Here is a 26,316-nt window from a genome sequence, read left to right on the forward strand (position 1 = left end):
AATCAACTCCAATTAAGGGCTGACCGCTTTAGGGTCAGCTCTTTTTTAGCAAAATAAAGGTGAAATTTGATTCTTTTTATAAAATTTGGGCTATTTCTACGAAAAATTGAATTTTATCCACCAAAATATAAATTATTTATACGAAAAATTAAATTTATCCACCAAAACTTGAATTATTTTTACGTAAAATTGAAAATATTTACAAATACTAACAGGAGTCTCCAAATTCAAATTTAAGTTGGATTATAGGGTACCAATTGATCTCCATCCCCATTAAGTCCTTCCATTCCATCCATTGAATCCACCGCCCGATCGTGATCCTCGATCATGCACTGACATTTTTCAAATAAAGCAGTAAGCGGACAATAGCGGACAATTCCCTCTGCTACCTTCATTGCTCCACACAAGGCGACAAACAAATAAGAATCTCTCCAAGGGTGTTTGACAAGCTTAGAGGTAGTCCAGGAAAGAATCGTTAAGCCAATCGTAATCCGAATTAATGCATTTAAGATACTAATATTTGGTTTAACATTCATTTTGTTCACTCCTTCACAAATTGTTTACAATTATTATCAATTCTTTAATGCTTTAAATAGTAAGATATGATAATATTGTATCTAAAGAATTTTTTGTAAGGGCTTTCTTTACTGTTAAATCAACTTATTATTGTATAGATAGTTTTTTAAAAAGGGGAGGGAAGACGTATGCTAGAGCAACGCTACCGCTGGAAAAATAAACACTTACGCATGCATGTATCCGTTTTGGATGGAAAAACGTCTCCAACCATTTTATTGAAAAACGCCTTGTATTTAAATCAGACGTTTCAAAAGTGGTTAAGAGCAAATATTTGGATTTGTGAAGATCGGATTGTTTATGTGGGTGAGAACTTGCCAACACATCTTGATAACTGTGAAATCATTGATTGCACCAATGAGATTCTTGTTCCGGGATACATTGAACCACATGCCCATCCGTTTCAATTATATAATCCCCAAACACTGGCTGCGTATGCATCCCAGTTTGGAACAACGACATTAATTAATGACAATATGGCCCTTGTTTTACATTTGGAAAAAAGGGAAGCGTTTACATTATTAAAGGATCTTCGCTCTATTCCAACAACGATGTTTTGGTGGAGCCGTTTTGATTCACAAACAGAAATTCTGCATGAAGAAGAAATTTTTTCACATAGTAATGTTAAATCATGGCTTGAGCACGATGCGGTTCTTCAGGGCGGGGAATTGACAGGATGGCCCAAACTGCTTGATGGAGATGATATGATGCTCCATTGGATTCAAGAAGCAAAACGGATGCGCAAGCAAATTGAAGGCCACTTTCCAGGAGCTTCGGAAAAAACATTGGCAAAAATGATGCTGCTTGGTGCGGACTCTGACCATGAAGCGATGACAGGTGAAGAAGTATATAACCGATTAATGCAAGGGTATATGGTGTCTTTAAGGTATTCATCGATTCGACCTGATCTTCCGAACATATTGGATGATATGAAGCGACTAGGTATAGAGGCATATGATAGATTAATATTTAATACTGATGGCTCTTCCTCAACCTTTTACGAGCAAGGAGTCACTGATGCAATGATTCGCATTGCCATTGAAAAAGGTGTTCCAGTTATTGATGCCTATAACATGGCAACAGTAAACATTGCCCGCTATTACAATATTGATCATCTCCATGGTAATATTGCAACTGGCCGGGTAGCAAATATAAACTTCTTATCCAGTATTGAAAATCCAACACCTGTTTCCGTTCTAGCGAAAGGAAAATGGGTCAAACGGGATGGACAGCGAGTGGCCGATGCCTACCCTCCAATTACTTGGAACGAATATGGATTAAAGCCGATGGAGTTGGATTGGGATTTGTCAGTAGATGATATGCAGTTTTCCATGCCGTTTGGGATCAAGATGGAAAATGCCGTCATCACCAAGCCATATTCCATTTCAATTGATGCTTCAGGAGATGAACTGCCATCACATCATGATGAATGCTTTTTTACATTGATTGACCGCAATGGGAAATGGAGAATTAATACGTTATTAAAGGGATTTGCGACTACATTATCAGCGTTGGCCAGTTCGTATTCAAATACCGGAGATATTATTTTAATAGGAAAAAATAAACAAGATATGCTCCAGGCTTTTAATAGAATGAAAGAATTAGGCGGCGGCATTGTGATGGTTGAGGACAATCAGGTCGTGTGCGAGATACCATTAACTTTAGGTGGAATCATGTCAAACCTTCCAATCGAAGAATTAATCAGTCATGAAAAAAGACTGCTTACCGAGTTAAAAGAACGAGGCTATTCATTTTTAGATCCTATATACAGTCTTGCCTTCTTTTCTGCAACACATTTGCCTTACATTCGGATTACCCCACAGGGAATGTACGATGTAATGAATAAAACAGTACTCTTTCCGTCAATAATGCGTTAAACTGTAAGTGAGTAAAATTTTAAAGCGTGAAAGTGTTTTTCTTTATTGAAAGTAAATAGGGGTGTGTTCATGAAAATGAAAAAATGGGTTGTTTTCGTGATAGCTTTCCTGTTACTACTTTCTGGGTGTAGTGATAAGGAAAAGGTTAAGGAAACAGTAAAGAAGGAAAAACCTGTAACTCAAACAGAGAATAAACCCGAAGAGAAACAAGTTGACCCGTATTCTTATCCATTAACAGGGATTGGCTCTGAAACCAGCACAGATGGAAGAGCGGTAGCTGTAATGATTAATAATCACCCAAAAGCAAGACCCCAATCGGGCCTGAACAAGGCAGATATCGTCTATGAAATTCTAGCAGAGGGTGATATCACTCGCTTCCTGGCAGTATTTCAAAGTGAAAAGCCGGCAAATATTGGTCCGGTAAGGAGTGCAAGGGACTATTATATATACTTGGCAAAAGGACTTAATGCCCTTTACATTGCCCATGGCTATAGCCCGGAAGCAAAGAAACTCTTAAATGGTAACTATATTGATAATTTAAATGGGATGGTCTATGATGGTACACTATTTAAACGCTCTAAAACCCGAAAAGCACCCCATAACTCCTATATTACGTATGAAAACATTTTAAAAGGTGCTAAGCAGAAGAAATACTCAATGGGAAAAAGTCCAGCACCATTTAAATTTTTCACAGAAGAAGAAAGTAAAAATATTACGGGTAAGGATGCTAAATCTGTTAAGATTACTTATTCTAAGAGTGGAATTTCCAATTCAGTCTTTAAATTTGACGATACGATCGGTAAATATATTCGTTTTTCAGGCAACGAGCAAACCATTGATTTAGATACAAAAGAGCCTGTTTTGTTGGATAATATTTTTATTATCGAAGCTGAGCATCAGTTTATCGATTCCTATGGGCGCCGAGATATCGATTTTAAGTCTGGCGGAAAAGCCTATTTGCTTCAAAAGGGTAAGGTCAACCAAGTGGAGTGGATGAATAAGAACGGTGAAATTGTTCCAGTCAAAAATGGTGAAGAGGTTCCACTCGTACCAGGAAAAACATGGGTCAATGTTGTTCCAACCAAACCTGGTCTGCAGAATATTGCCACGTTTGATGTAAACTAAATAGACATTTTAAAGGGGTAAACAATATGCAAATTAATAAATTACGGGGTAAGGAGCTTGATCAATTGTTTCAAGCCGTTCTTTCCTTAAATGATCTTGAAGAGTGCTATCGCTTTTTTGACGATTTATGCACAATTAATGAAATTCAGTCATTAGCACAGCGCCTTGATGTAGCAAGAATGCTTCGCGAAGGGAATACGTATCACAAAATTGAAACGGAAACCGGAGCGAGCACAGCCACCATTTCACGGGTGAAACGCTGCTTGAACTATGGAAACGATACGTATGAAATGGTCCTTGAACGAGTTAAGGGCGAAACGACTGCAACTAAACAAGAATAAACAAACCGGAGAAATTGCTCTTCGGTTTTTCTTTTTCACCTTTAAAATTGGTTATGATTTCTATATTTAGATTTAGTGTTTTCTTTTTTTATCGAATCGGCTAGTGCTATAATGGTGAAATGGAATTAATGATATGGGAGGATCTTTTTGATGTATGATTTTCGCGAGTGGCGGCATGTGTTTAAACTCGACCCAAATAAAGAAATAGCAGAGGACCGTTTAGAAAAAATCTGTGAATCAGGAACCGATGCCATTATCGTAGGTGGGACAGATGGGATTACATTAGAAAAAGTCCTCGATTTGATGGCAAGAATTCGCAGGTTTTCGGTCCCATGTGTCCTTGAAGTATCAACGATTGAGACGGTTACACCAGGATTCGACCTTTATTTTATTCCAACCATTTTAAATAGCAGCGATACCAAATGGATTACAGGACTTCACCACCAAGCGGTTAAGGAATTTGGTGAAATCATGGATTGGGAAGAAATTATCATGGAAGGCTATTGCATTTTAAACGAGGACTGCAAAGCTGCGAAACTGACAAATGCGAAAACAAACATAACCAATGAAGAGGTAATTGCTTACGCGGTAATGGCTGAAAAAATGTTTCAGCTGCCGATATTTTATGTAGAATATAGCGGTAAATATGGTGATGTTGAACTGGTTGCGAACGTAAAAAAGTCGCTTGATAATACAATCCTTTTTTATGGTGGAGGAATATCAACCATTGAACATGCCGCAGAAATGGCCAAGCATGCTGATGTCATTGTGGTCGGAAATGCCATTTATGAAAATTTTGACCTAGCCTTGGAAACAGTAAAGATTGACCGATCATTGCTAAAGTAGAAAAATAGAGTTAATATTAAAATAAGAACAAATGTTTGTGATGGTGGTGGATATTAAATGCAATATTTAACTGATAAGCTATTAAACGGACTGAATCCAGAGCAGCAAAGTGCCGTTAAGGCAACCGATGGACCGCTGTTACTAATGGCTGGTGCCGGAAGTGGTAAGACAAGAGTTCTGACACATCGAATTGGCTATTTGATTGTAGAAAAAAGAGTAAATCCTTATAATATTTTAGCGATTACGTTTACAAATAAAGCCGCACGAGAGATGAGAGATCGTATCGGAAAAATGATGGGCGGGGCTGCCGAAGAAATTTGGATTTCTACCTTTCACTCGATGTGTGTAAGAATTTTACGCAGAGATATTGACCGAATCGGCTTTAATCGTAATTTTACGATTCTTGATTCAACTGATCAGCTATCCGTGGTCAAAGGAATTCTTAAGGAAAAAAATATTGATCCGAAGAAATTTGATCCACGTGCCATTTTAGGAGCCATCAGCTCAGCGAAAAATGAGTTAATCGAACCTGCCGAATATAAGAAAACAGGTGGAGGCTATTTTGAAGACGTCGTAGGTAATGTCTACGAAGAATACCAGAAGCGACTACGAAAGAATCAAGCACTGGACTTTGATGATCTCATTATGCTGACAATTCAATTATTTAGACGTGTTCCTGATGTCCTCGAATATTATCAGCGCAAGTTTCAATATATTCATGTCGATGAGTATCAGGATACGAACAAAGCACAGTATCTGTTAGTAAAGTTACTTGCAAGTCGTTTCAAGAATTTATGCGTAGTAGGGGATTCTGACCAATCCATTTATCGATGGCGCGGAGCGGATATCGCAAATATCCTTTCGTTTGAAAAAGACTATCCGAACGCAACGGTTATTTTACTAGAGCAAAACTATCGTTCAACAAAAAGGATTCTTCTAGCTGCCAATAAGGTCATCCAAAACAATCTAAACCGTAAAGCGAAGAACCTATGGACCGAAAACCCGGAAGGCAACAAACTTGTTTATTACCGTGCGGACAGTGAGCAGGGGGAAGCACAATTCGTTGCTGGAAAAATTAAAGAATTAACCCGTAATCATCAGAATAAATTAACCGACATTGCCATCCTGTATCGCACGAACGCTCAGTCCCGTGTCATGGAGGAAGTGCTTCTAAAATCGAATATCGAGTACTCAATCGTGGGCGGAACAAAGTTCTATGACAGGAAAGAAATTAAGGATATGCTGGCTTATTTACGCCTAATTTCCAATCCTGATGATGATATTAGCTTACGTCGTGTTATTAATGTTCCAAAGCGGGGGATTGGTTCAAGCTCCGTTGATAAAATTGCTGATTTTGCCGATATGCATGATTTATCCCTTTTCCAAGCACTTGAGTCTGTAGAATTATTAGGATTAAGTCCGAAAATCACCAAAGCGGCAAGGGAATTTCGCGATTTAATCGGTAATTATACCAATATGCAAGAGTTTCTGTCTGTTACAGAACTAGTTGAAGAAGTACTGGAAAAATCTGGGTACCGTGAAATGCTCAAAGCGGAAAAATCGCTGGAAGCCCAAAGCCGCCTCGAAAACCTTGAGGAATTATTATCTGTGACGAAAAGCTTTGAAGATTCAAGTGAAGATAAGAGTCTTGTTGCCTTTTTAACTGATTTGGCCCTGGTAGCTGATATTGATTCGCTTGATGACGATGGTGAAAAGGCAGATTCAATTACGCTTATGACCTTGCACTCGGCTAAAGGGCTGGAATTCCCGGTTGTCTTCTTGATTGGTATGGAAGAAGGTGTATTCCCTCATAGCCGATCATTGATGGAAGAAGTAGAAATGGAAGAAGAGCGCCGTCTAGCCTATGTAGGAATTACTAGAGCGGAGCAAACACTGTTCCTGTCAAACGCCCAAATGAGAACATTGTTTGGGAGAACCAATATGAATCCACCTTCTCGCTTTATAAAAGAAATCCCTGAAGACCTGATCGAAGGAGTCGAACGAGCGGAGAAAAAAGTGAATTCACCTTTTGGGTCGACTGGAAATTCATTTGGCTCAGGACGCAGCACATCGTTCGGAACGCCGAAAACGTCATTTGGTACACCGGCTGCAGCCAGAAAACCAGTTATGCGCCCAGTTTCAGCTCCTTCTGGCGATGAGGCTGGCTGGAAGGTTGGCGATAAAGCCCAACATGGTAAATGGGGTATCGGAACCGTTGTAAGTGTAAAAGGCCAAGGGGAAGGAACGGAGTTAGATATTGCTTTTCCAAGTCCGGTTGGAATCAAACGCCTGTTAGCCAAATTTGCTCCGATTAATAAAGCGTAAATGATAGATTAACGAAAGTTTTCATGAGTGGCTGACCAGTTACTTATGAAAATTTTCGGGTGAAAGGACTGAATATATGGACCTTCAACGTGCAGAAAAGAGAATTACTGAAATAAGCAGCCAGCTAAATCACTATGGCTATGAATACTATGTTTTAGACAAACCATCTGTACCAGATGCTGAATATGACAAATTAATGCATGAACTGTTGGAACTTGAGGAGAAATTTCCGCAATTAAAAACAGCAGATTCCCCGTCACTGAGGGTTGGCGGTACCGTGCTCGATCTGTTTGAAAAGGTAGAGCATCGTACACCGATGCTTAGTCTTGGCAATGCTTTTAACGAGCAAGATTTAAGGGATTTTGACCGTCGTATCCGTCAAGCTGTCGGGGACGATATTTCTTATGTATGTGAGTTGAAAATTGACGGCCTGGCTGTATCGTTACGATATGAGGATGGTCTATTTGCACAAGGCGCTACCCGTGGCGATGGGACCATTGGTGAAGATATTACCGCTAATATAAAAACCATCAAATCCGTCCCGCTCCGTCTCCGCGAAAATGTTTCCTTGGAGGTTCGCGGCGAAGCTTTTATGCCCAAACGCTCGTTTGAGGCCTTGAATCAAACAAGGGAAGAACGCGGCGAGGAGCTATTTGCCAACCCTAGAAATGCAGCAGCAGGATCGCTAAGACAGCTTGATCCGAAAATTGCTGCTTCTAGAAAGCTGGATGTCTTTTTATATGGAATTGGAAATATCAGTGAAAGCAGTGGGATAGAGTCACATAGTGATGGCCTAGATTACTTGGATCGACTCGGCTTTAAAACGAATCATGAGCGGAACAAGTGTGCATCGGTTGACGAAGTGATCGAATATGTCAATAGCTGGGTCGAAAAGCGCCCGCACCTTCCCTATGAGATTGATGGAATCGTCATTAAAGTAGATTCCTATGCCCACCAGGCAGAACTCGGAACGACAGCAAAAAGTCCGCGCTGGGCCATTGCTTACAAGTTCCCTGCAGAAGAAGTGGTCACAACTCTTTTAGATATTGAGTTAAGTGTTGGTAGAACAGGTGTGATTACCCCTACGGCCATTCTTGAGCCAGTCAAAGTAGCAGGAACAACTGTACAGCGTGCATCCTTGCATAATGAGGATTTAATCCGGGAGAAGGATATCAAGCTTGGTGACAAAGTCGTTATCAAAAAGGCAGGAGATATTATTCCAGAGGTGGTCAATGTTTTGGCTGACCAGCGGACAGGGGAAGAAGTGGAATTCCACATGCCGACTCATTGTCCCGAGTGTGAAAGTGAGCTCGTGCGTTTTGAAGGAGAAGTGGCTTTACGTTGTATTAACCCTAAATGTCCTGCACAGCTTCGGGAAGGCTTAATTCATTTTGTTTCAAGGGTCGCGATGAACATCGAGGGTCTTGGGGAAAAGGTGATCAGCCAGCTTTTTGCTGAAAAATTAATTGCCGATGTTGCCGATATTTATAAGCTTACTCGTGAACAGCTTCTAGCCCTTGAAAGAATGGGTGAGAAATCAGCTACTAATCTTATTAAAGCCATTGAGATATCGAAAGATAATTCACTTGAAAAGCTTTTATTTGGACTAGGGATCCGTCATGTTGGTGCCAAAGCCGCAAAAACGTTAGCCCAACAATTTGGTACGATGGACAAACTCGCAGCTGCCACCAAGGAAGATTTAATCGCGGTTAATGAAATTGGTGATAAAATGGCGGATTCTATCGTCGCCTTTTTTGAAAAAGAAGAGGCTGTGGAGTTAATCAACGAATTAGTTATTGCTGGCGTTAATATGGAATATAAGGGTTCCAGACCAGTTTCTGCAGAAGATTCCGATTCCATCTTTGCAGGAAAGACTGTTGTTCTTACAGGAAAGCTGGAACGTTTATCCAGGAATGAAGCAAAGGATAAAATCGAAGCGCTGGGCGGGAATGTGGCTGGAAGTGTCAGCAAAAAAACACACCTTGTCATTGCAGGTGTTGAGGCGGGTTCAAAACTAACCAAGGCACAAGAACTAGGAATTGAAGTGTGGGACGAGGAGAAACTCCTAGTTGAATTAAATAAATAAGAGGTGTATCGACGTGAGAAAGTTCTCATTGCTCGCTCTCTCCCTTGTCTTTTTGCTGAGTGCCTGTGCACCAAACTTTGAGAAGCAAAATGAGGTTGTGCAAACGAAGGAGAAAGTGAAAGGGAAGGCAATTATTCCAAAGTATAATATTTCGGACAGCTATTACCGGACAATTTTGCCATTTGAACCAGGGGAAGCACGCGGATTGGTTGTCAATAATATCAATACAAGATATGACTTAAACGAGTTTGAAATGGGCTTAATGAGAATTGCCCAAAATTCTTTTGATACAGAAAAATATTTGTTTCGTGAAGGACAGGAAATCAAAGAAGAGACAATAAGACTTTGGTTAAACCGTAAATACACGAAAGAGCAGTTCAAGGAAAAGAAAAAAGTAGATCCTACACTAAAAGATGCTGATAATATTGGGCTGAATCCTGTGGATACTGGAAGCAAGGGTGAACCGAGTTCGCCAATCTATTTAGCTCATATTTTAGAACACGACTACTTAATAAAAAATGAAAAGGGGAATGTAACACTCGGCGGTGTTACGATTGGCCTTGCCTTAAATTCAGTTTACTACTATAAACAGACATCAGACGGCGACACCCTTGAGGAAAAAGTCCCGCATTCAGAAATGGTCAGTGAAGGGAAGAAAATAGCTGCAGAAGTGATAAAGCGTATGAGGAGCATAAAGTCTTTAAAGGACGTTCCAATTACGATTGCCTTGTTTGAGCAAGCAAGCAAATCTTCCGTCGTTCCTGGAAACTTCATTACCTATTCCACTGTTGACAATGGCAGCACTACTTTAAATGGCTGGGAAAATGTAAATGAAAAGTACTTTCTTTTCCCTTCCGCAGATGCACAGGAAGAACATCGTGATGATGTCACTGCGTTTTTAAATTTTAAGCAGGATGTGGAGGAGTATTTTCCTAACTATAATGGTGTGATTGGCAGAGCCTTTTACATGGGAGACCAACTGCAGGATTTAAATATTAATATTCCAATTCAATTCTATGGAAAAACAGAAGGAATAGGTTTTACGCAGTATGTAACCGGACTTGTCATGGAACATTTCCCTAAGTATTTGTCTGTCTCGGTAAGTGTTACATCTGTGGATGGTCCTGAAGCACTGATCGTCCGAAAGGCTAATGAAGAGGAACCGTTTGTCCATATTTATCAATAAGACTTGGCATATTGCCGGGTCTCTTTTTTTGAATTATCTTTGTTTGCGGCCTTTAAATGAAACATGTTAGAATGAAAAGTGGAGTGTAAACGTTTTTAATACATAGGAGGGTTTAACAAATGGTACAACCTTATAAGCATGAACCATTTACAGATTTTACGATTGAAGAGAACCGTCAGGCCTATCTAAAGGCGTTAAAAACAGTCGAAGGTTATTTAGGTCAGGATTACGACTTAGTTATTGATGGAGAAAGAATTGCAACAGAAGATAAAATTGTTTCCTATAATCCTTCCAATAAGGAAGAAGTAATTGGCCGGGTTTCAAAAGCAAGCCAAGAACTTGCTGAAAAGGCGATGCAAGCAGCTGTCGGAGCATTTAAAACTTGGAAAAAAGTCAAACCAGAAGTCCGCGCGGATGTTTTATTTAAAGCTGCAGCAATTATTCGCCGCCGCAAACACGAATTTTCTGCTCTTATGACGAAAGAAGCTGGTAAGCCATGGAGAGAAGCGGATGCAGATACTGCTGAAGGAATTGATTTCCTTGAATACTATGCACGCCAAATGCTAGCACTTAAAGATGGCGTACCCGTTCAAAGCCGTCCGAACGAATTTAATCGTTATTCCTATATTCCCCTTGGTGTTGGTGTTATTATCTCGCCATGGAATTTCCCATTTGCGATCATGGCAGGAACTACAGTAGCAGCTATCGTTTCTGGTAACCCGGTTCTATTAAAACCCGCTTCAACTACTCCAGTGATTGCAGCGAAGTTTGTTGAAGTCATGGAAGAAGCAGGTCTGCCTAAAGGTGTTCTTAACTTCGTACCAGGAAGCGGTGCTGAAGTGGGCGACTATTTGGTGGACCATAAAGATACTCGCTTTATCAGCTTTACTGGTTCCCGTGATGTTGGACTTCGAATTTTCGAGCGTTCTTCGAAAGTGAACCCAGGACAAGTATGGATGAAACGTTTGATTGCTGAAATGGGCGGTAAAGATACCATTGTGGTTGATAGTGAAGCAGATCTTGAGCTTGCTGCTCAATCAATTGTTGCAGGTGCGTTTGGCTTCTCAGGTCAAAAATGTTCTGCATGTTCACGTGCGGTAATCGTAGAAAGTGTTTACGATCAAGTATTGAATCGCGTCGTTGAATTAACTAATGAGTTAACGGTTGGAGATCCAACTGAACAAGCTACGTTCATGGGTCCTGTTAACGACAATAATGCGTTCAAAAAAATCATGGAATACATTGAAATCGGCAAGCAAGAAGGCAAGTTAATGGCTGGCGGCGAAGGAGATAATACTAAAGGTTATTTCATTAAACCAACGGTTATTGCGGATCTTGCTCCTAAAGCACGTATTATGCAGGAAGAGATCTTTGGCCCTGTTGTTGGTTTCACCAAGGCAAAGAACTTCGATGAGGCGCTTGAAATTGCGAACAACACAGAATACGGCTTAACTGGTGCAGTTATTACTACAAACCGTGCTCACATGGAACAAGCTCGTGAAGACTTCCATGTTGGAAACCTGTACTTTAACCGTTCATGTACTGGAGCCATCGTTGGTTATCAGCCATTTGGCGGCTTCAATATGTCCGGAACTGATTCTAAAGCAGGCGGTCCTGACTACTTGCTGCTTCATATGCAGGCAAAAACAACTTCAGAAATGTATTAATATAAAAGAAAAACCTCTTTCCACACGTGGAAAGAGGTTTTTTTGTAAAGAATAATAATGTAAGTTACTTTATTCGGGGGCGTAGACTAAAAAAGTTTTTTCAGGTTGAATTTTCCTCCTTACATAGAAAACTTACTTTCGATAAAATACATTACCTAATTCAACCAATGCAAGAATTTTATGTAATTTAAAAAGCTACCTATAGTAAAAATAATGATAATATAGAGAAAAGGCAGTAAGGAACTAAAAGTGTGGGGGATTGTAAAATTGATTCCATTATATCTATTTCACGTCACATCAGTCCAACATAGTGAAAATTTACTTTGGACATTTTTAATCTGTAATATTTTTGTTGTCACAGCAGGACTTACGTTTATGTATAAATTATTTCGACAGAAAAATGTTCGGGGCGCTGGAATCACGTTTGCGATTGCACTGGCTGTGAATTATATTCTTATTGCCATCTTTGGGGATATATTTGATTTACTTGGATAAGCGCTAGAGAGGAGATGATATCGTTGAAATATTATCGTTTATGGGTACTTGCCTTTCTATTAAAATTTATTGGTTCTGCATGGGATGCTTCTTATCATTTTAAATATTTATTTGAGGAATACTCCATTCCCCATATTGTTAATACCATCGGTTTTGCTTTAGGCGCATATTTGTTAATTCAAGAGTGGCGACGTTTACATTATCTGGACCGATTTTCTAGAAACCTGATTACAATAGGCTACGTTATATTCCTAATTGGGATCCCACTAGATTTCACCTATCATATTGCGTATGGAATTGATTTAACCACATGGAGTCCAACCCATTTTATTTATTATATTGGTACAGCAATTATGATTTTTGGGGTCTGGCGCGGTTACCTTCTATATACGAGAGATATTCAACCGTCATGGTGGTCAATTCATACTTGGTTTGCCATGTATCTCCTTGAATGCTTGATGTTTCCGAATATGCAACAGGAAAACGGGGCCATTTCATATGATCAATACATTCATGGAAAATCGATTGCCTCAAAGGAAATCCTTGAACTAATCTCAGATCCTGCCTCACAGATTTTTGGCGGCATTCCGGAATGGGTCTATCCCATCTATTCAATCCTAATGGTCGCTCTCCTAACAATTCTAATCATCCGATATTGCCGCGATTATACCATACCTGTGATGGCGACGGCACTTTATATCCTGTTAAGGTTTGTAGGCAAAGCTATTTTTGCTGCAGTTGGTTATCCAACCTCTTATGTTCCGATAACGCTTTTATTCATTCCTTTATGCTATTTATTGTTTAGAAAAAACTCCCGGTTAGCAGGCCTTGCTGGTAGCGCAGCTTATTTCCTTACCTTGTATGCAATCCATAAAACTGGTATTCTCATCACTCCACCCTTGGTATTATGGGAACTTGCCCCTGTTGCAGTAATTGGTGTGCTTGTTCCGATGATTCATTCATTAGTAAAACCTTTTCAAATAAGGAAAACCGAAAAAAAGGTAGTTTAGAGAAGATAGCATGCATTTTTTGTGTGCTATTTTTTTGTTGTTCAAATATACTATGAAATTATGTGAAATTATTCACATAATTGTTGGGATAGTGACGTACTTCACAAATTTTATCGACGCTAGCATTTACAATCTAACTATAAAGAAATCCTTACTAACCATAAAATTAATAATTTAATATATAAGGAGCGATCTATAAATGAAAAAACTAGTGATGATTGGAAATGGTATGGCAGGTGTCAGAACGATAGAGGAAATTCTCAAAGTATCCACTGAACCATTTGAAATTACTATTTTTGGACAAGAACCGTATCCAAACTATAATCGGATTAAACTATCAAATATACTTCAAGGGGATACAAACTTTGAAGATATCATCATTAACCCGCTAGATTGGTATAAAGAAAATAGTATTCAATTGTTTACAGGTGAAGCGATTGTAAACATTGATGTGGACGGAAAACGTGTGGTTAGTAATTTAGGCAGGGAAGTCGAATATGATGAATTAATTATTGCCACTGGCTCGAATTCTTTCATCCTCCCAATTCCAGGTGCAGACAAAGTCGGTGTGACTGGATTTCGTGATATCAATGATTGTGAAATGATGATCAAGTCAGCACAGCAATTTAAGAAAGCCGTGGTCATCGGCGGCGGACTTCTAGGTCTTGAAGCAGCAAGAGGACTGTTAAACCTGGGAATGAAGGTTGATGTTGTTCACTTAATGCCGCATCTAATGGAGCGACAGCTGGATTCGGTTGCTTCATCCTTACTGAAGGCAGAACTAGAAAGCCAGGGCATGAACTTCTTAATGGAAAAAGAAACGGTTGAAATCCTTGGCAACGAACGAGTAACAGGTATTCGCTTTAAAGAGAATCACAGGTGGAAGCGGACCTGGTGGTTATGGCAATCGGGATTAAGTCTAACACTGAAGTGGCAAGAAACAGCGGAATCTATGTCAATCGTGGATAGTGGTCAATGACTTTATGGAAACAAGTGTCCCGCATGTTTACGCAGTGGGGGAATGTGCGGAGCACCGGGAAATTGTCTATGGCTTGGTGGCCCCGTTATATGAACAAGGAAAAGTGCTGGCTAACCGTATTTGTGGAAATTTAGGCGAACCATATGAAGGCTCTGTAACAGGAACACAATTAAAGGTAGCCGGCGTGGACCTTTTCTCTGCTGGAGAAATTTTTGAAGATGGTTCAACAAAATCGATCATGGTCTACAATGAATATGATGGTGTCTATAAAAAGATCTTAACGAGAAATAACACGATTGTTGGTGTCGTGCTATATGGCGATACCAAGGATAGCACCAAACTATTCCGAATGCTGACCAAAAAAGAGGATATCAGCGGAATGACCAGTATATCGGTGCTGCAATCTGAATGCAGTGCTGAAGGCGGCAATGATGATGTAGCTTCAATGCCGAATGATGAATTAGTTTGTGGCTGTAATGGAGTCACAAAAGGCGCCATTGTGGAAGCAATCAAAACTCAAGGGTTAACCACACTGGATCAAGTGAGCCATTGTACGAATGCAGGCCGTTCTTGCGGACGCTGTAAACCGATGGTAAGCAATATTCTTGCCTATACACTAGGCGACCAATTTGATGAAGCGGCAGCACAAAAGACAAGCCTGTGCGGTTGTACAACCCTAAGCCGTGATGAAGTTGTGGCGGAAATTAAAGAAAAAGGCTTAACAAGTGTAAAAGAAGTTATGAATGTTCTTGAGTGGAATAATGAGGAAGGCTGTACCAAATGCCGTCCAGCCATCAACTACTATCTAGGTATGATTCATATGGATGAATACAAAGACGATCGTGACTCCCGACTCGTCAATGAAAAAATGCATGCCAATATCCAAAAGGACGGAACCTACTCGGTTGTACCAAGAATGTACGGCGGGGTAACTACAGCCGCTGATTTGAAAAAAATCGCCGAGGTCGCTGAAAAGTATGAGGTACCACTCGTAAAATTAACAGGCGGACAGCGGATTGGTTTATTCGGAGTGAAAAAAGAAGACCTGCCAAGTATGTGGGAAGAGCTCGATATGCCATCTGGTTATGCCTATGGAAAAACGCTTCGTACCGTAAAAACTTGTGTCGGCGCTCAGTTCTGCCGCTATGGAACACAAGATTCAATGGCACTTGGAATCGAACTTGAAAAGAAATTTGAACGCCTCGATACTCCTCATAAAGTAAAAATGGGCGTATCTGCCTGCCCACGGAACTGTTCCGAAGCAGGAATCAAAGACATTGGCTTTGTCGGCATTGATGGCGGATGGGAGATTTATGTCGCTGGTAACGGCGGTGTCGACCTCCGTGCGGGGGACCTCCTATGTACAGTGAAAACACAAGCGGAAGTAATGGAAATCACGGGTGCTTACCTTGAATATTATCGTGAAACAGCCAATTACCTAGAGCGTACTTCAAAATGGGTAGAACGTGTTGGCTTGGATCATGTGAGAGAAGTACTTGCCAATGAGGAAACACGGAAAGCCTTAAACGATCGCATGGATAAAACATTAAATAAATATATCGAACCTTGGAATGAAGCGATTCAAAGTGAAGAAATTCAAGATAAATATTATGCAAAACACACTATTAAGGCTGGGGAGTGATTCAATATGCTTCAAACAATAACAAGAATTCCAGTAGCAAACTATTCTAATTTTAGAGTTCGATCTGGGTATACGATTAAAATCGATGATACAGAAATTGCCCTATATAAATTAACAAGTGGAGAGGTTTATGCTGTTGAAAACCGCAGTCCCCATCCAAAAGGAGGCGTCCTTTCAGAAGGCCTTGTCAGTGGTGAGTATGTATATTGTCCCGTATATGATTGGAAAATATCCTTAAAAGATGGTAAAGTACAGTCACCGGATGTAGGTCAAGTACGGACATTTAAGGTTGAATTAGAGGAAGATATCGTTTTTATTGTCAGATAAGAGCGAAATGGGAAGGATGGCTGCAGAATGAAAAATGGGAAAGTATTTTTAGTAGGAGCAGGACCCGGGGACGTTCGTTTAATCACCGTAAAAGGACTGGAGGCTATAAAGCAAGCCGAAGTGATTTTATATGACCGGCTTGCCAATCCAAAGCTATTGGAGTTCGCTCCAGCGGATTGCGAGCTGATTTACTGTGGGAAATTACCGAACCGCCATATTTTACGCCAAGGGAATATCAACGAGCTGTTGGTTGAGAAGGCTCTTGAAGGCAAGCGGGTCGTTCGTTTAAAAGGCGGAGACCCAGGCGTGTTTGGCAGAGTTGGCGAAGAAGCGGCATCCCTGGCCGAATATCAAATTCCATTTGAAATTGTCCCTGGCATTTCATCGGGGATTGCAGCCCCCCTTTATGCAGGAATTCCTGTTACCCACCGTGAGTATGCAGAGTCATTTGCAGTCGTTACTGCCCATGACAAATCGCAAGAGGGCAAACCAGTACTTGATTGGGAAGGACTGGCTCGTGGTGTTGATACCATTGCCTTTTACATGGGAGTCGGCAATTTACCGTTTATTTGCGAAAATCTCCTTAACAACGGTAAACCAGCGTCGACCCCGATTATTTTGATTCAATGGGGTACATTTGGCCGCCAAAAAACATTGCAAGGGACACTTGCTGATATTTCCGAGAAGGTCTTGGAGGCAAAGTTTAGCAATCCATCGATTATTTTAGTTGGGGATGTCATATCTCTGCGTGAAAAAATCAGCTGGTTCGAGAAAATGCCATTGTATGGACGGCAAATCCTCCTTGCTCGTACGAGTGAGGGTCAAAGTGAATTAGCAAAGGAATTAATGGATCAAGGCGCCGATGTGATTGAATTTCCAAAGTGGAAAAAGACGGCACTGCCTGTTGATCTGACAAAAGTAACTTCCTATAAAAAAATATTTTTTTCCTCACCTGAAAGTGTAGACGAATTTTTCACAGCGGTGATGGAAAGTGGAATGGATATTCGAAAAATCCGTGCCGATTTCTTTGGCGCTTCGATGAAATCAATCAAAGCATTAAATAATCGTGGATTTATCGCTGCACAAGTTGATGAAATGGACGAGACCGGAGCCTTGCTCATTGTTGGGGGCGATAGCATCTTGAAAAAAGAGTATGATCAGGCAGACATCATGGTGACTAGCAGAAAAGAAATAGATCACCAGTTCATGCCTCTTTTTAAAAGAATGTTAGATGAGGCTGACGTGAATACCATGGTATTCCCAAGCAGTGCGTCCGTTGAACCGTTTGTACAAGGGTTACGTGAATGTGACTTGAATGCGGTTGAATTGTTGCAAGGGTTGCATGTGGTCAGCATGGGAAAACAAACAGCAGCTGCCGTTGGAAAAGCCGGGTTTATGTCACATGGAATGCCTGCCAGCGCAACGAAAGAAGCCTTGGTTGAATATTTAGCGGTCCGTCCTGTCGAGGAAGTGTAGCGGATGAATTCAGGCTATCCTGTAATCCTAAGGTTAGAAGGAAAAACAGTCGTCATTGTTGGGGGCGGGAAAGTTGCCGAGCGAAAAGTGACGGGACTGCTTGGTACGGGTGCAGAAATCGTAATCGTCAGCCCGGAGGCAACGGATGAAATCCAAAGGCTTCATCGTGAGGGGAAAATTGTTTGGAAGCAAAAGTCTTTTTTTGCGAGCGACATAAAGGATGCATTCATGATTTTTGCTGCGACGAATGTTCGAGAAATAAATCAGTTGATTAGAAGTTCAGCAGCACCCCATCAGCTTGTAACGATTGCAGACGATCCAGATCGCTCCAATTTCCATGTCCCAGCCCATTTTCAACGTGGACTGTTGAGCATTGCCGTTTCAACAGGAGGTGCGAGTCCATCTCTCGCCAGCAAAATTCGGGAGCAGCTCAAGGAGCAGTTTGATGATTCCTACGAGGGCTATCTTGAGTTTCTTTTTTCAAAACGAAAATGGATTCTGAAAGAAGTGGAAAATGCTTCTTTGAAGAGAAAACTATTAAAAACCATTGTAAGTTCGGAGTTTTTAACTAGTGATAATCGGGAAGATGACTTTATTAGATTATATGAAACGCTTCTTAACGAAACGGGCCAATAATGACTGCAAAAAAGGATGTCGATGACGTCCTTTTTTTTATGGACTTTTCCTTTTGAAAAATCAGAGGACAGGGAGTATTTACCTATTTTTATAAAATTTTCTGAAAAGTGGTTCCATTTTTAAAATCAGTGTTATATAATACAAAACGTAGATAGTTGCTGTATTATAACAAAGAGGTGATGTAGTTCATGTCGACGCAAACGACAGGTATTGAAGTGGTTGGGGCAATGAGAGCCCAGTACGAAGAGATTTTAACACCAGAGGCATTAAATTTTATTGAAGCGCTAGAACGAAAGTTTGGCGAAAGAAGAATTGAACTGTTACAGTACAGGCAAAAACGCCAAGCCGAAATTAATGATGGGAAATTGCCAGATTTTCTCCCTGAGACAAAACATATTCGGAATGGTGACTGGACCATTGCTCCGCTGCCGGATGACCTGCAAGATCGCAGGGTAGAAATTACAGGCCCGACCGATCGAAAAATGGTCATCAATGCTTTAAACTCTGGTGCAAAGGTTTTTATGGCTGATTGTGAAGACGCCACTTCACCGACATGGGAAAACATCATCGAAGGACAAATCAACTTAAGAGATGCAGTAAATCGGACGATTTCCTTTGAAAATCCTAACGGTAAAAAATATGAACTACATGAAAAAACAGCTGTTCTGTTTGTTAGACCACGCGGCCTGCATTTAGAAGAAAAACATATTTTACTAGATGGCAAGCCTATTTCAGGAAGTTTCTTCGACTTTGGGATGTACTTTTTCCATAATGTGAAACAGTTACTTGAGAGGGGAACAGGTCCATATTTTTACCTGCCGAAGCTGGAAAGTCACTTGGAGGCAAGGCTTTGGAATGATGTATTTGTATTTGCGCAAGAGAAGCTTGGGATTCCGAATGGAACCATTAAAGCGACTGTCTTACTAGAAACCATCATGGGCGCATTTGAAATGAATGAGATTTTATTTGAGCTAAAGGAACACTCTGCAGGATTGAATTGTGGAAGATGGGATTATATCTTCAGTTACTTAAAAAAGCTGCGTAACCACAAGGATGTCATTTTACCGGATCGATCACAGGTAACGATGACAGTACCATTCATGCGTTCGTATTCGTTATTAACGATTCAAACCTGTCACCGCCGCAAGGCACCGGCAATCGGAGGAATGGCAGCCCAAATTCCGATTCGCAATAATCCGGCTGCTAATGAGGAGGCTTTTGCAAAAGTCCGCGCTGATAAGGAGCGTGAAGCCCGTGATGGTCATGATGGAACATGGGTGGCACACCCAGGTCTTGTTCCGATAGCCCTGGAAGTTTTCAACCGTGAAATGCCGATTGCAAACCAAATTCATACACTTAAGCAACAGAAAATCAGTGTGACTGCCCAAGATTTGCTTGAATCACCAGGTGGAACGATTACTGAAGAAGGCGTTCGTTTGAATATAAATGTTGGGATTCAATATGTGGCTTCCTGGCTAAGTGGAAGTGGTGCAGCCCCTATTCACAACTTAATGGAGGACGCTGCAACTGCAGAAATTTCACGAGCCCAGCTGTGGCAGTGGATTCGCCACCCTAAAGGGATTCTGAACGACGGACGGAAAGTCACTGTGGAGATGTATGAGCAATATAAGGTGGAGGAATTAGGAAAAATAAAACAGGAAATTGGTGTGCAGGCATTTGAAGGCGGTCGATTTGATGAAGCAGTTGAACTGTTTGACCGTTTGATTTTAAATGATGATTTTGCTGAATTTTTAACCCTGCCGGGATATGAGCTTATCTAGATTTTTTTATAAAAAATACTTAATAGATTAATAGGAGGAATATAAAATGACAAATTCAAGAATAGCACAATTACAAGAAAGCTGGGAAATGGATAGCCGTTGGAAAGGGATTACAAGACCATATACTGCCGAGGATGTTATCAAGCTACGCGGATCCATTGATATTGAGCATACGTTGGCTCGAAAAGGGTCTGAAAAGCTTTGGAAGCTATTAAATGAAGAAGACTATGTAAATGCCCTTGGAGCATTAACAGGAAATCAAGCAGTCCAGCAAGTTAAGGCAGGACTAAAAGCGATCTACCTAAGCGGTTGGCAGGTAGCAGCCGATGCAAACCTGTCCGGACACATGTACCCTGACCAAAGCTTATACCCAGCAAATAGTGTACCAAGTGTTGTCAAAAGGATTAATCAAGCGCTTCAACGTGCAGACCAGATTACCCATTCAGAGGGCGACAACTCAATTGATTGGTTTGCTCCAATTATCGCTGATGCAGAAGCCGGTTTTGGCGGCCAATTAAACTGTTTCGAACTAATGAAAGGCATGATTGAAGCCGGTGCTTCAGGTGTCCACTTTGAAGATCAGCTTTCTTCCGAGAAAAAGTGTGGCCATTTAGGGGGAAAAGTATTGCTGCCAACCCAAACGGCGGTTCGTAACTTGATAGCCGCTCGTTTAGCTGCTGACGTTATGGGTGTTCCTACGATACTAGTTGCTCGTACCGATGCCAACGCGGCGGATTTAATTACAAGTGATATCGATATGAATGATGCACCTTTTATTACGGGTGAACGTACTGGAGAAGGATTCTATCGTGTTAAGGCGGGGATTGACCAGGCGATTGCTCGCGGTCTAGCATATGCACCATATGCGGATCTTGTTTGGTGCGAAACTTCTGAGCCGAATCTTGAGGAAGCAAGACAATTTGCAGAAGCGATCCATGAGCAATTCCCAGGCAAGTTGCTCGCATACAACTGTTCGCCATCTTTCAACTGGAAAAAGAAATTGGATCAAGAAACAATTGCGAAATTCCAAGTCGAACTTGGAAAAATGGGCTACAAGTTCCAATTCGTTACTCTTGCTGGCTTCCACGCCCTAAACCATGGCATGTTCGAACTTGCTCGCGGCTATAAAGAGCGCGGCATGGCAGCTTACTCCGAATTGCAGCAAGCGGAATTCGACAGCGAGCAATACGGCTACACAGCCACACGTCACCAGCGTGAGGTTGGTACAGGTTACTTTGACCAAGTATCTATGGTCATTACCGGTGGAACATCATCAACAACCGCATTAAAAGGTTCGACTGAGGCAGAACAATTTACAGGAAAAAACTAGGTATCAGCAGGGCGGAATCCTTCTCTCCTATTGGAGGGAGGGATTTTTTGTTGGTGGGTATATGAATAAATTAGTGGTTTACTGTCGGATAGGTGGGGAATTGGGATCCAACCTGCGGATAAGGTGATCCAACTTGCAGATGAGATGGTCCAACTTGCGGATAAGGGGATCCAACTTGCGGATGAGATGATCCAACTTGCGTATAGTTAAATTTACAAGCTACTGAACCCACTTTTTGGAACGGAACGTTTTTTAATGTATCTTCATAGATAATAATAGCCTTTTTATGGAGTTGATTGAGTTGAAAAAGACAACCGTTGATGAGGTCTTACAGCAAGGTATCTATGGACCACTTGAAACAAAACCAGATGAGCGGCGGAAATTCTTAGGAACTTTAAGAGAGCGGATTGTTATTGCCCTTAAGAAAAGCCAAGTGGGAGAAAATGAAGTATATCCCCAAGTGGAGCAGCATATGAATGAAAAGCCCCAGTCCCATCTTTTCTTAAATGGAAACATGAATTACGAGGCCCTTTCCAAATATGTAAAGCTGGCCACAAAATATAAGATTGAACATACTATTGTGACCAATAAAGAGCACGACACGGAAATCGGCTTGGTGTTAGCTATGGATTATGCAATTGATAAGGAAGATATCTATATAACCAAGAAGGTACCTGCCCAGCTGCAGGAAGTTAAAAAGAGCAAGGGCTTTTTTTCAAAAATCTTTAAAAAATAAGCAGATGTGATTTCAGAGAACATACGCCTTTAACACCGGAAATCATCAAGCCAGAGCCCAAACTGTCCTTATGAGGAGTTCATAAGGACAAAATACCTCATGCCCAACCTTCAACTGTCTTTATGACACTATACACTCCTCTGTTTTCATCCAGCTGCCACTTCCACCGTTGCCTGAAGCTCTATTTCAACATTTCCCTGAATGGCGCGACTGATCATGCAAGAAGTCTCCGCTTTTTTTGCGAGTCTCTTAGCCATCGCCACTTCTTTTTCGGATGCACCTGGTTTCAAGACTATATGTGGTCGATGAATAATCTTTTTATACGTAAAAACCCCATTGGTGACATCCACAATTCCTTCAGACTCCATCATTAGAGTCTCCTTCTGCAAATGACTACGTTCTATCATGGCTGCAAGTGTGATAATATAGCAGGTCGCGGCAGCCCCGAGCAGCATCTCATCTGGATTAGTGCCGACACCCGGCCCTTCCATTCCTAGTGGGATGGAAATCTTTGTTTTTAGATTCCCTGCTTCAATCTCTCCGACATCATTCCGTAATCCCGGCCAGTTCGCCTTTAAGTGAAAAACATGTTCTGCCATTCTAATTTCCTCCAATTTTAGTTTTGCCCCCACGTTATTTGGAAAATATGGTATGGTTAATTTGATACGTAAAAAATGGAGCAGTGATAATGAAAATTATTTTTAAAATTACCCTTTTCCTAATTCTTTGTTTATATTTAGCGATTCTTTCAAAATTAATTTTGTTTAAATATATCCCGTTATCTGAGATTATTAATCATTTTAACTTTACCTATGATGAATACCACTGGCGGTCGAATAATTTCGTCCCCTTTAAAACCATTAAATTTTATCTGTTTTTAGCAGATATCAATCTTAGTATTCGAATTGAGAACTTAGCAGGGAATGTCATCGGTTTTATGCCGTTCGGATTTATCTTACCATTGCTGGCAAAAAAATTTCAAAAAATCAGCGCTGTCACCTTTGCTACCTTTTGCTTAAGTCTAACGTTCGAACTGTTGCAGCTCGTATTTGAATTTGGCAGCTTTGATGTGGACGACTTAATTTTAAATACGGCTGGTGGAATTCTTGGTTACCTGCCTATTAAGCTCGTTTTTTTGATCGCCCATTTGAAAAAGAAGAACATGAACATAAGGCAATATTAGAGGGCAGTTTCAAAGTAAACAAAAACCACCGAGAATCTTCAAAAAGATCCACTGGTGGTTTTTTCGGTGCCGTTTACTGGAACGGTATCTGCTAACAATTGAATATTATTCGTTACCTTTGTGCTATAGGTAAAATCACCATAACAGTATGGATAGCGGAAATTATCTTTATTGCCGCCACATGTATAAATGGTTGGCTTTTCTTTTACCCGCTGCAGTGAGAATTCCTTCGCCAATGCCTCACTATGTTTGCCGCCGTGCTGTGCAACAAAATCAATGTAACCAATTCCCATGTTGTAGGACTGGATAATAGTCTGAAAATCGACCTTTTTCTGATTCCCATAAGTAAGAACGCGCTGAAAATGTTTAACCCCAACCTGAATGCTTTTTTTCGGATCTGTAATTGTATTTCTTGCTAACCCAGCCGATTCCGACGACTGCATAGGATCCCCGCCTTTGCCGCGGCTTTCCTGCTGCATTAAGGCGACAAGAACTGTCGTATGAGTTTCGAGATTATATTTCGCTAATTCATCATGTATTAAGGGACGATATTTTATTACATCAGCAAATGGATCAGATTTTTCAAGAGGCAGGGAATCTGGTTGTTGAAAATAATTTTGGAACATAGCCAATCCGCAAAAAAGCATAAACAGCATCAAAAAGAGTTTGAATTTCTTCCGTCTTCGTTTCTTCATTCAGAAACCCTCCCATCCATGACCATTATAAGGGAAGTTGGCAAGAATGTCTGTGATGAACTTATTAGAAAAAATATTTGCATTATTAAGAGAAAAATAGATTTAATTTTCAAAAGTTTGAACAAAAATTGATTTGCTTGCCAATACTGATAGTGGAATCATTGCGGTAATGCGGAAAAGTTTGGTATCATCATTAGTATTGATATGACAAGACAAATGGGATTGGGGGTTATGATATGTCACGAATTTCAAATGAGCAGGTTAAGCATGTAGCCAACCTGGCACGCTTGGCGATAACAGAAGAAGAAACAGAAAAGTTTACAAAGCAACTGGATGCGATTATTACCTTTGCTGAGCAGTTAAATGAATTGGACACGGAAAATGTGGAACCTACATACCATGTGCTGGATATGAAAAATGTTTTACGTGAAGATAAATCCAAACAAGGACTAGCAATTGAAGAGGTACTAAAAAATGCGCCTGAACATCAGGATGGACAGATTAAAGTACCATCGATTATGGGGAAGGAGGATTAGAACGTGAGTTTATTTGATTATAAAGTTGCAGACCTACATGAGCTGCTACATAAAAAGGAACTAAATGTATCCGATCTTGTTGAAGAATCATACAAGAGAATCGGACAAGTCGAGGACAAAGTTCAGGCATTTTTAACATTAGATGAAGAGCGCGCCCGTCAATCAGCAAAAGCATTAGATGAGAAACTTAACACGGATGCGGCAAAAGGTTTGTTATTCGGGATGCCGATTGGCTTAAAAGATAACATGGTTACAAAAGGACTGCGGACAACCTGTGCGAGTAAAATTCTCGAAAACTTTGATCCAATTTATGATGCCACCGTCGTTCAGAAACTGCAGCAGGCAGAAACGGTAACGATTGGGAAGTTAAATATGGATGAATTTGCAATGGGATCTTCAAACGAAAATTCCCATTATCAAACGACACGGAATCCATGGAATCTTGAGACGGTTCCAGGTGGTTCATCAGGCGGTTCAGCAGCATCTGTTGCAGCAGGTGAAGTCCTATTTTCCCTAGGTTCTGATACGGGTGGTTCGATCCGTCAGCCAGCTTCTTTTTGTGGTGTCGTAGGCTTAAAGCCAACCTATGGTCGTGTTTCCCGCTTTGGCCTTGTAGCCTTTGCGTCATCACTTGATCAAATTGGACCGATTACAAGAACCGTTGAGGATAATGCCTACCTGCTTCAAGCGATATCCGGCCTGGATCCAATGGATTCAACCTCAGCAAATGTGGACGTACCCAACTTTGCTAGTGCCTTAACTGGTGACGTAAAGGGTCTTAGAATCGCAGTACCAAAAGAGTATCTTGGTGAAGGTGTCAACGAATCCGTCCGACAATCCGTCTTAAATGCATTAAAGGTGCTCGAGAGTCTTGGCGCAGTTTGGGAAGAAGTTTCCCTGCCGCACTCGAAGTATGCACTTGCCGCTTACTATTTGCTTTCGTCATCAGAAGCCTCGGCGAACCTCGCCCGTTTCGACGGAGTCCGTTATGGCTATCGTACAAAGGATGCGGAAACGTTAATTGATTTATATAAAAAAACACGAGCAGAAGGTTTCGGTGATGAAGTAAAGCGCCGGATCATGCTTGGAACGTTTGCACTAAGCTCAGGTTACTATGATGCTTATTACAAAAAGGCGCAGCAAGTTCGGACATTAATCAAGCAAGACTATGAGAATGTATTTGCCAAGTATGATGTGATTATCGGACCAACTACACCAACGCCGGCTTTTAAAATTGGTGAAAAAATCGAGGATCCGTTAACGATGTATGCCAATGATATTTTAACGATTCCATTGAACCTTGCAGGCTTACCAGGAATTTCGGTTCCGTGTGGCTTTGATGGCGGGTTGCCGCTAGGCTTACAAATCATCGGCAAGTATTTTGATGAAGCAACAATTTATCGGACAGCACATGCATTTGAACAGGCAACAGACTATCATAAACAGAAACCTGGATTATAGGGG

The 26,316-nt window shown here is 40.9% G+C and carries 22 protein-coding genes and 1 pseudogene; 20 read left to right on the forward strand and 3 right to left on the reverse strand.

Going from position 1 to position 26,316, the window contains the following annotated elements; translation table 11 throughout:
* Positions 1-233: 233 nt before the first annotated feature.
* On the reverse strand, positions 234-536 hold the full coding sequence (locus J7E63_RS09355) for a YgaP family membrane protein (protein ID WP_215011330.1): 303 nt from the start codon (positions 534-536) through the stop codon (positions 234-236).
* Positions 537-704: 168 nt separating this feature from the next.
* Here J7E63_RS09355 and J7E63_RS09360 point away from each other — a divergent pair, with 168 nt between their 5' ends.
* The 17 genes and pseudogenes from J7E63_RS09360 to J7E63_RS09440 all read left to right on the forward strand — a co-directional run bounded on the left by J7E63_RS09360 (position 705) and on the right by J7E63_RS09440 (position 22,438).
* Positions 705-2,450, forward strand: a complete 1,746-nt coding sequence (locus J7E63_RS09360; RefSeq protein WP_215011332.1) for an adenine deaminase C-terminal domain-containing protein — start codon at positions 705-707, stop codon at positions 2,448-2,450.
* 75 nt (positions 2,451-2,525) lie between these two features.
* The gene (locus tag J7E63_RS09365; RefSeq protein WP_215011553.1) at positions 2,526-3,575 is read left to right on the forward strand and encodes a DUF3048 domain-containing protein; all 1,050 of its coding nucleotides are present in this window, start codon (positions 2,526-2,528) and stop codon (positions 3,573-3,575) included.
* Positions 3,576-3,601: 26 nt separating this feature from the next.
* Positions 3,602-3,916, forward strand: coding sequence for a YerC/YecD family TrpR-related protein (locus tag J7E63_RS09370; RefSeq protein ID WP_215011335.1), 315 nt, complete (start codon positions 3,602-3,604; stop codon positions 3,914-3,916).
* Positions 3,917-4,066: 150 nt separating this feature from the next.
* Positions 4,067-4,762 carry a heptaprenylglyceryl phosphate synthase gene (gene pcrB, locus J7E63_RS09375; protein ID WP_215011337.1) on the forward strand — a complete coding sequence of 232 codons (696 nt, stop codon included), beginning with the start codon at positions 4,067-4,069 and terminating at the stop codon, positions 4,760-4,762.
* Positions 4,763-4,819: 57 nt separating this feature from the next.
* On the forward strand, positions 4,820-7,087 hold the full coding sequence (gene pcrA, locus J7E63_RS09380; RefSeq protein WP_215011339.1) for a DNA helicase PcrA: 2,268 nt from the start codon (positions 4,820-4,822) through the stop codon (positions 7,085-7,087).
* A gap of 76 nt (positions 7,088-7,163) precedes the next feature.
* Positions 7,164-9,173 carry an NAD-dependent DNA ligase LigA gene (gene ligA, locus J7E63_RS09385; protein ID WP_215011341.1) on the forward strand — a complete coding sequence of 670 codons (2,010 nt, stop codon included), beginning with the start codon at positions 7,164-7,166 and terminating at the stop codon, positions 9,171-9,173.
* A gap of 13 nt (positions 9,174-9,186) precedes the next feature.
* Positions 9,187-10,359, forward strand: a complete 1,173-nt coding sequence (locus J7E63_RS09390; RefSeq protein WP_215011343.1) for a CamS family sex pheromone protein — start codon at positions 9,187-9,189, stop codon at positions 10,357-10,359.
* A gap of 119 nt (positions 10,360-10,478) precedes the next feature.
* The gene (gene pruA, locus J7E63_RS09395) at positions 10,479-12,026 is read left to right on the forward strand and encodes an L-glutamate gamma-semialdehyde dehydrogenase (RefSeq protein WP_215011345.1); all 1,548 of its coding nucleotides are present in this window, start codon (positions 10,479-10,481) and stop codon (positions 12,024-12,026) included.
* Positions 12,027-12,293: 267 nt separating this feature from the next.
* Complete coding sequence (locus J7E63_RS09400; RefSeq protein WP_214998049.1) at positions 12,294-12,521, forward strand: hypothetical protein; 228 nt, start codon at positions 12,294-12,296, stop codon at positions 12,519-12,521.
* 23 nt (positions 12,522-12,544) lie between these two features.
* Entirely contained in the window at positions 12,545-13,531 is a 987-nt protein-coding gene (locus J7E63_RS09405) for a hypothetical protein (protein WP_215011347.1), read from the forward strand.
* Positions 13,532-13,730: 199 nt separating this feature from the next.
* A pseudogene (nirB, locus tag J7E63_RS09410) lies at positions 13,731-16,152 on the forward strand (nitrite reductase large subunit NirB).
* A 6-nt stretch (positions 16,153-16,158) separates the two neighbouring features.
* On the forward strand, positions 16,159-16,479 hold the full coding sequence (gene nirD, locus J7E63_RS09415) for a nitrite reductase small subunit NirD (protein ID WP_215011349.1): 321 nt from the start codon (positions 16,159-16,161) through the stop codon (positions 16,477-16,479).
* 27 nt (positions 16,480-16,506) lie between these two features.
* On the forward strand, positions 16,507-17,955 hold the full coding sequence (gene cobA, locus J7E63_RS09420) for a uroporphyrinogen-III C-methyltransferase (RefSeq protein WP_215011352.1): 1,449 nt from the start codon (positions 16,507-16,509) through the stop codon (positions 17,953-17,955).
* Positions 17,956-17,958: 3 nt separating this feature from the next.
* Positions 17,959-18,591 carry an NAD(P)-binding protein gene (locus J7E63_RS09425; protein ID WP_215011354.1) on the forward strand — a complete coding sequence of 211 codons (633 nt, stop codon included), beginning with the start codon at positions 17,959-17,961 and terminating at the stop codon, positions 18,589-18,591.
* A 188-nt stretch (positions 18,592-18,779) separates the two neighbouring features.
* A complete protein-coding gene (aceB, locus tag J7E63_RS09430; protein ID WP_215011356.1) occupies positions 18,780-20,372 on the forward strand; it encodes a malate synthase A in 1,593 nt (530 codons plus the stop codon).
* 46 nt (positions 20,373-20,418) lie between these two features.
* Positions 20,419-21,702, forward strand: coding sequence for an isocitrate lyase (gene aceA / locus J7E63_RS09435; protein WP_215011358.1), 1,284 nt, complete (start codon positions 20,419-20,421; stop codon positions 21,700-21,702).
* Between the two features lie 301 nt (positions 21,703-22,003).
* Positions 22,004-22,438: a YueI family protein gene (locus J7E63_RS09440; RefSeq protein ID WP_251033447.1), complete on the forward strand. Its 435-nt coding sequence runs from the start codon at positions 22,004-22,006 to the stop codon at positions 22,436-22,438.
* Positions 22,439-22,584: 146 nt separating this feature from the next.
* Here the strand turns inward: J7E63_RS09440 and J7E63_RS09445 are convergent, their stop codons facing one another.
* Positions 22,585-23,037 (reverse strand): OsmC family protein, encoded by a 453-nt coding sequence (locus J7E63_RS09445; protein WP_215011362.1) that lies wholly within the window; start codon positions 23,035-23,037, stop codon positions 22,585-22,587.
* An 89-nt stretch (positions 23,038-23,126) separates the two neighbouring features.
* On the opposite strand from J7E63_RS09445, the gene J7E63_RS09450 reads away from it, so the two are divergent.
* Positions 23,127-23,621 carry a VanZ family protein gene (locus J7E63_RS09450; RefSeq protein WP_215011364.1) on the forward strand — a complete coding sequence of 165 codons (495 nt, stop codon included), beginning with the start codon at positions 23,127-23,129 and terminating at the stop codon, positions 23,619-23,621.
* 38 nt (positions 23,622-23,659) lie between these two features.
* On the opposite strand, the gene J7E63_RS09455 is transcribed toward J7E63_RS09450, so the two are convergent.
* Entirely contained in the window at positions 23,660-24,316 is a 657-nt protein-coding gene (locus J7E63_RS09455) for a lysozyme family protein (protein ID WP_215011366.1), read from the reverse strand.
* A 236-nt stretch (positions 24,317-24,552) separates the two neighbouring features.
* Between J7E63_RS09455 and gatC the strand changes: the two genes are divergently transcribed.
* Both gatC and gatA read left to right on the forward strand, forming a co-directional pair.
* Positions 24,553-24,852: an Asp-tRNA(Asn)/Glu-tRNA(Gln) amidotransferase subunit GatC gene (gene gatC / locus J7E63_RS09460; protein WP_215011368.1), complete on the forward strand. Its 300-nt coding sequence runs from the start codon at positions 24,553-24,555 to the stop codon at positions 24,850-24,852.
* Between the two features lie 3 nt (positions 24,853-24,855).
* On the forward strand, positions 24,856-26,313 hold the full coding sequence (gene gatA, locus J7E63_RS09465) for an Asp-tRNA(Asn)/Glu-tRNA(Gln) amidotransferase subunit GatA (protein ID WP_215011369.1): 1,458 nt from the start codon (positions 24,856-24,858) through the stop codon (positions 26,311-26,313).
* The last annotated feature ends 3 nt before the right edge of the window (positions 26,314-26,316 follow it).

The sequence above is a fragment of the Bacillus sp. ISL-75 genome (assembly GCF_018613095.1).

What these genes read in the sequence shown, in the direction of transcription:
- J7E63_RS09355 (WP_215011330.1), bottom strand. Translation starts at nt 536, where the DNA reads ATGAATGTTAAACCAAATATTAGTATCTTAAATGCATTAATTCGGATT.
- J7E63_RS09360 (WP_215011332.1), top strand. Translation starts at nt 705, where the DNA reads ATGCTAGAGCAACGCTACCGCTGGAAAAATAAACACTTACGCATGCAT.
- J7E63_RS09365 (WP_215011553.1), top strand. Translation starts at nt 2,526, where the DNA reads ATGAAAAAATGGGTTGTTTTCGTGATAGCTTTCCTGTTACTACTTTCT.
- J7E63_RS09370 (WP_215011335.1), top strand. Translation starts at nt 3,602, where the DNA reads ATGCAAATTAATAAATTACGGGGTAAGGAGCTTGATCAATTGTTTCAA.
- pcrB (WP_215011337.1), top strand. Translation starts at nt 4,067, where the DNA reads ATGTATGATTTTCGCGAGTGGCGGCATGTGTTTAAACTCGACCCAAAT.
- pcrA (WP_215011339.1), top strand. Translation starts at nt 4,820, where the DNA reads ATGCAATATTTAACTGATAAGCTATTAAACGGACTGAATCCAGAGCAG.
- ligA (WP_215011341.1), top strand. Translation starts at nt 7,164, where the DNA reads ATGGACCTTCAACGTGCAGAAAAGAGAATTACTGAAATAAGCAGCCAG.
- pruA (WP_215011345.1), top strand. Translation starts at nt 10,479, where the DNA reads ATGGTACAACCTTATAAGCATGAACCATTTACAGATTTTACGATTGAA.
- nirD (WP_215011349.1), top strand. Translation starts at nt 16,159, where the DNA reads ATGCTTCAAACAATAACAAGAATTCCAGTAGCAAACTATTCTAATTTT.
- cobA (WP_215011352.1), top strand. Translation starts at nt 16,507, where the DNA reads ATGAAAAATGGGAAAGTATTTTTAGTAGGAGCAGGACCCGGGGACGTT.
- J7E63_RS09425 (WP_215011354.1), top strand. Translation starts at nt 17,959, where the DNA reads ATGAATTCAGGCTATCCTGTAATCCTAAGGTTAGAAGGAAAAACAGTC.
- aceB (WP_215011356.1), top strand. Translation starts at nt 18,780, where the DNA reads ATGTCGACGCAAACGACAGGTATTGAAGTGGTTGGGGCAATGAGAGCC.
- aceA (WP_215011358.1), top strand. Translation starts at nt 20,419, where the DNA reads ATGACAAATTCAAGAATAGCACAATTACAAGAAAGCTGGGAAATGGAT.
- J7E63_RS09445 (WP_215011362.1), bottom strand. Translation starts at nt 23,037, where the DNA reads ATGGCAGAACATGTTTTTCACTTAAAGGCGAACTGGCCGGGATTACGG.
- J7E63_RS09450 (WP_215011364.1), top strand. Translation starts at nt 23,127, where the DNA reads ATGAAAATTATTTTTAAAATTACCCTTTTCCTAATTCTTTGTTTATAT.
- J7E63_RS09455 (WP_215011366.1), bottom strand. Translation starts at nt 24,316, where the DNA reads ATGAAGAAACGAAGACGGAAGAAATTCAAACTCTTTTTGATGCTGTTT.
- gatC (WP_215011368.1), top strand. Translation starts at nt 24,553, where the DNA reads ATGTCACGAATTTCAAATGAGCAGGTTAAGCATGTAGCCAACCTGGCA.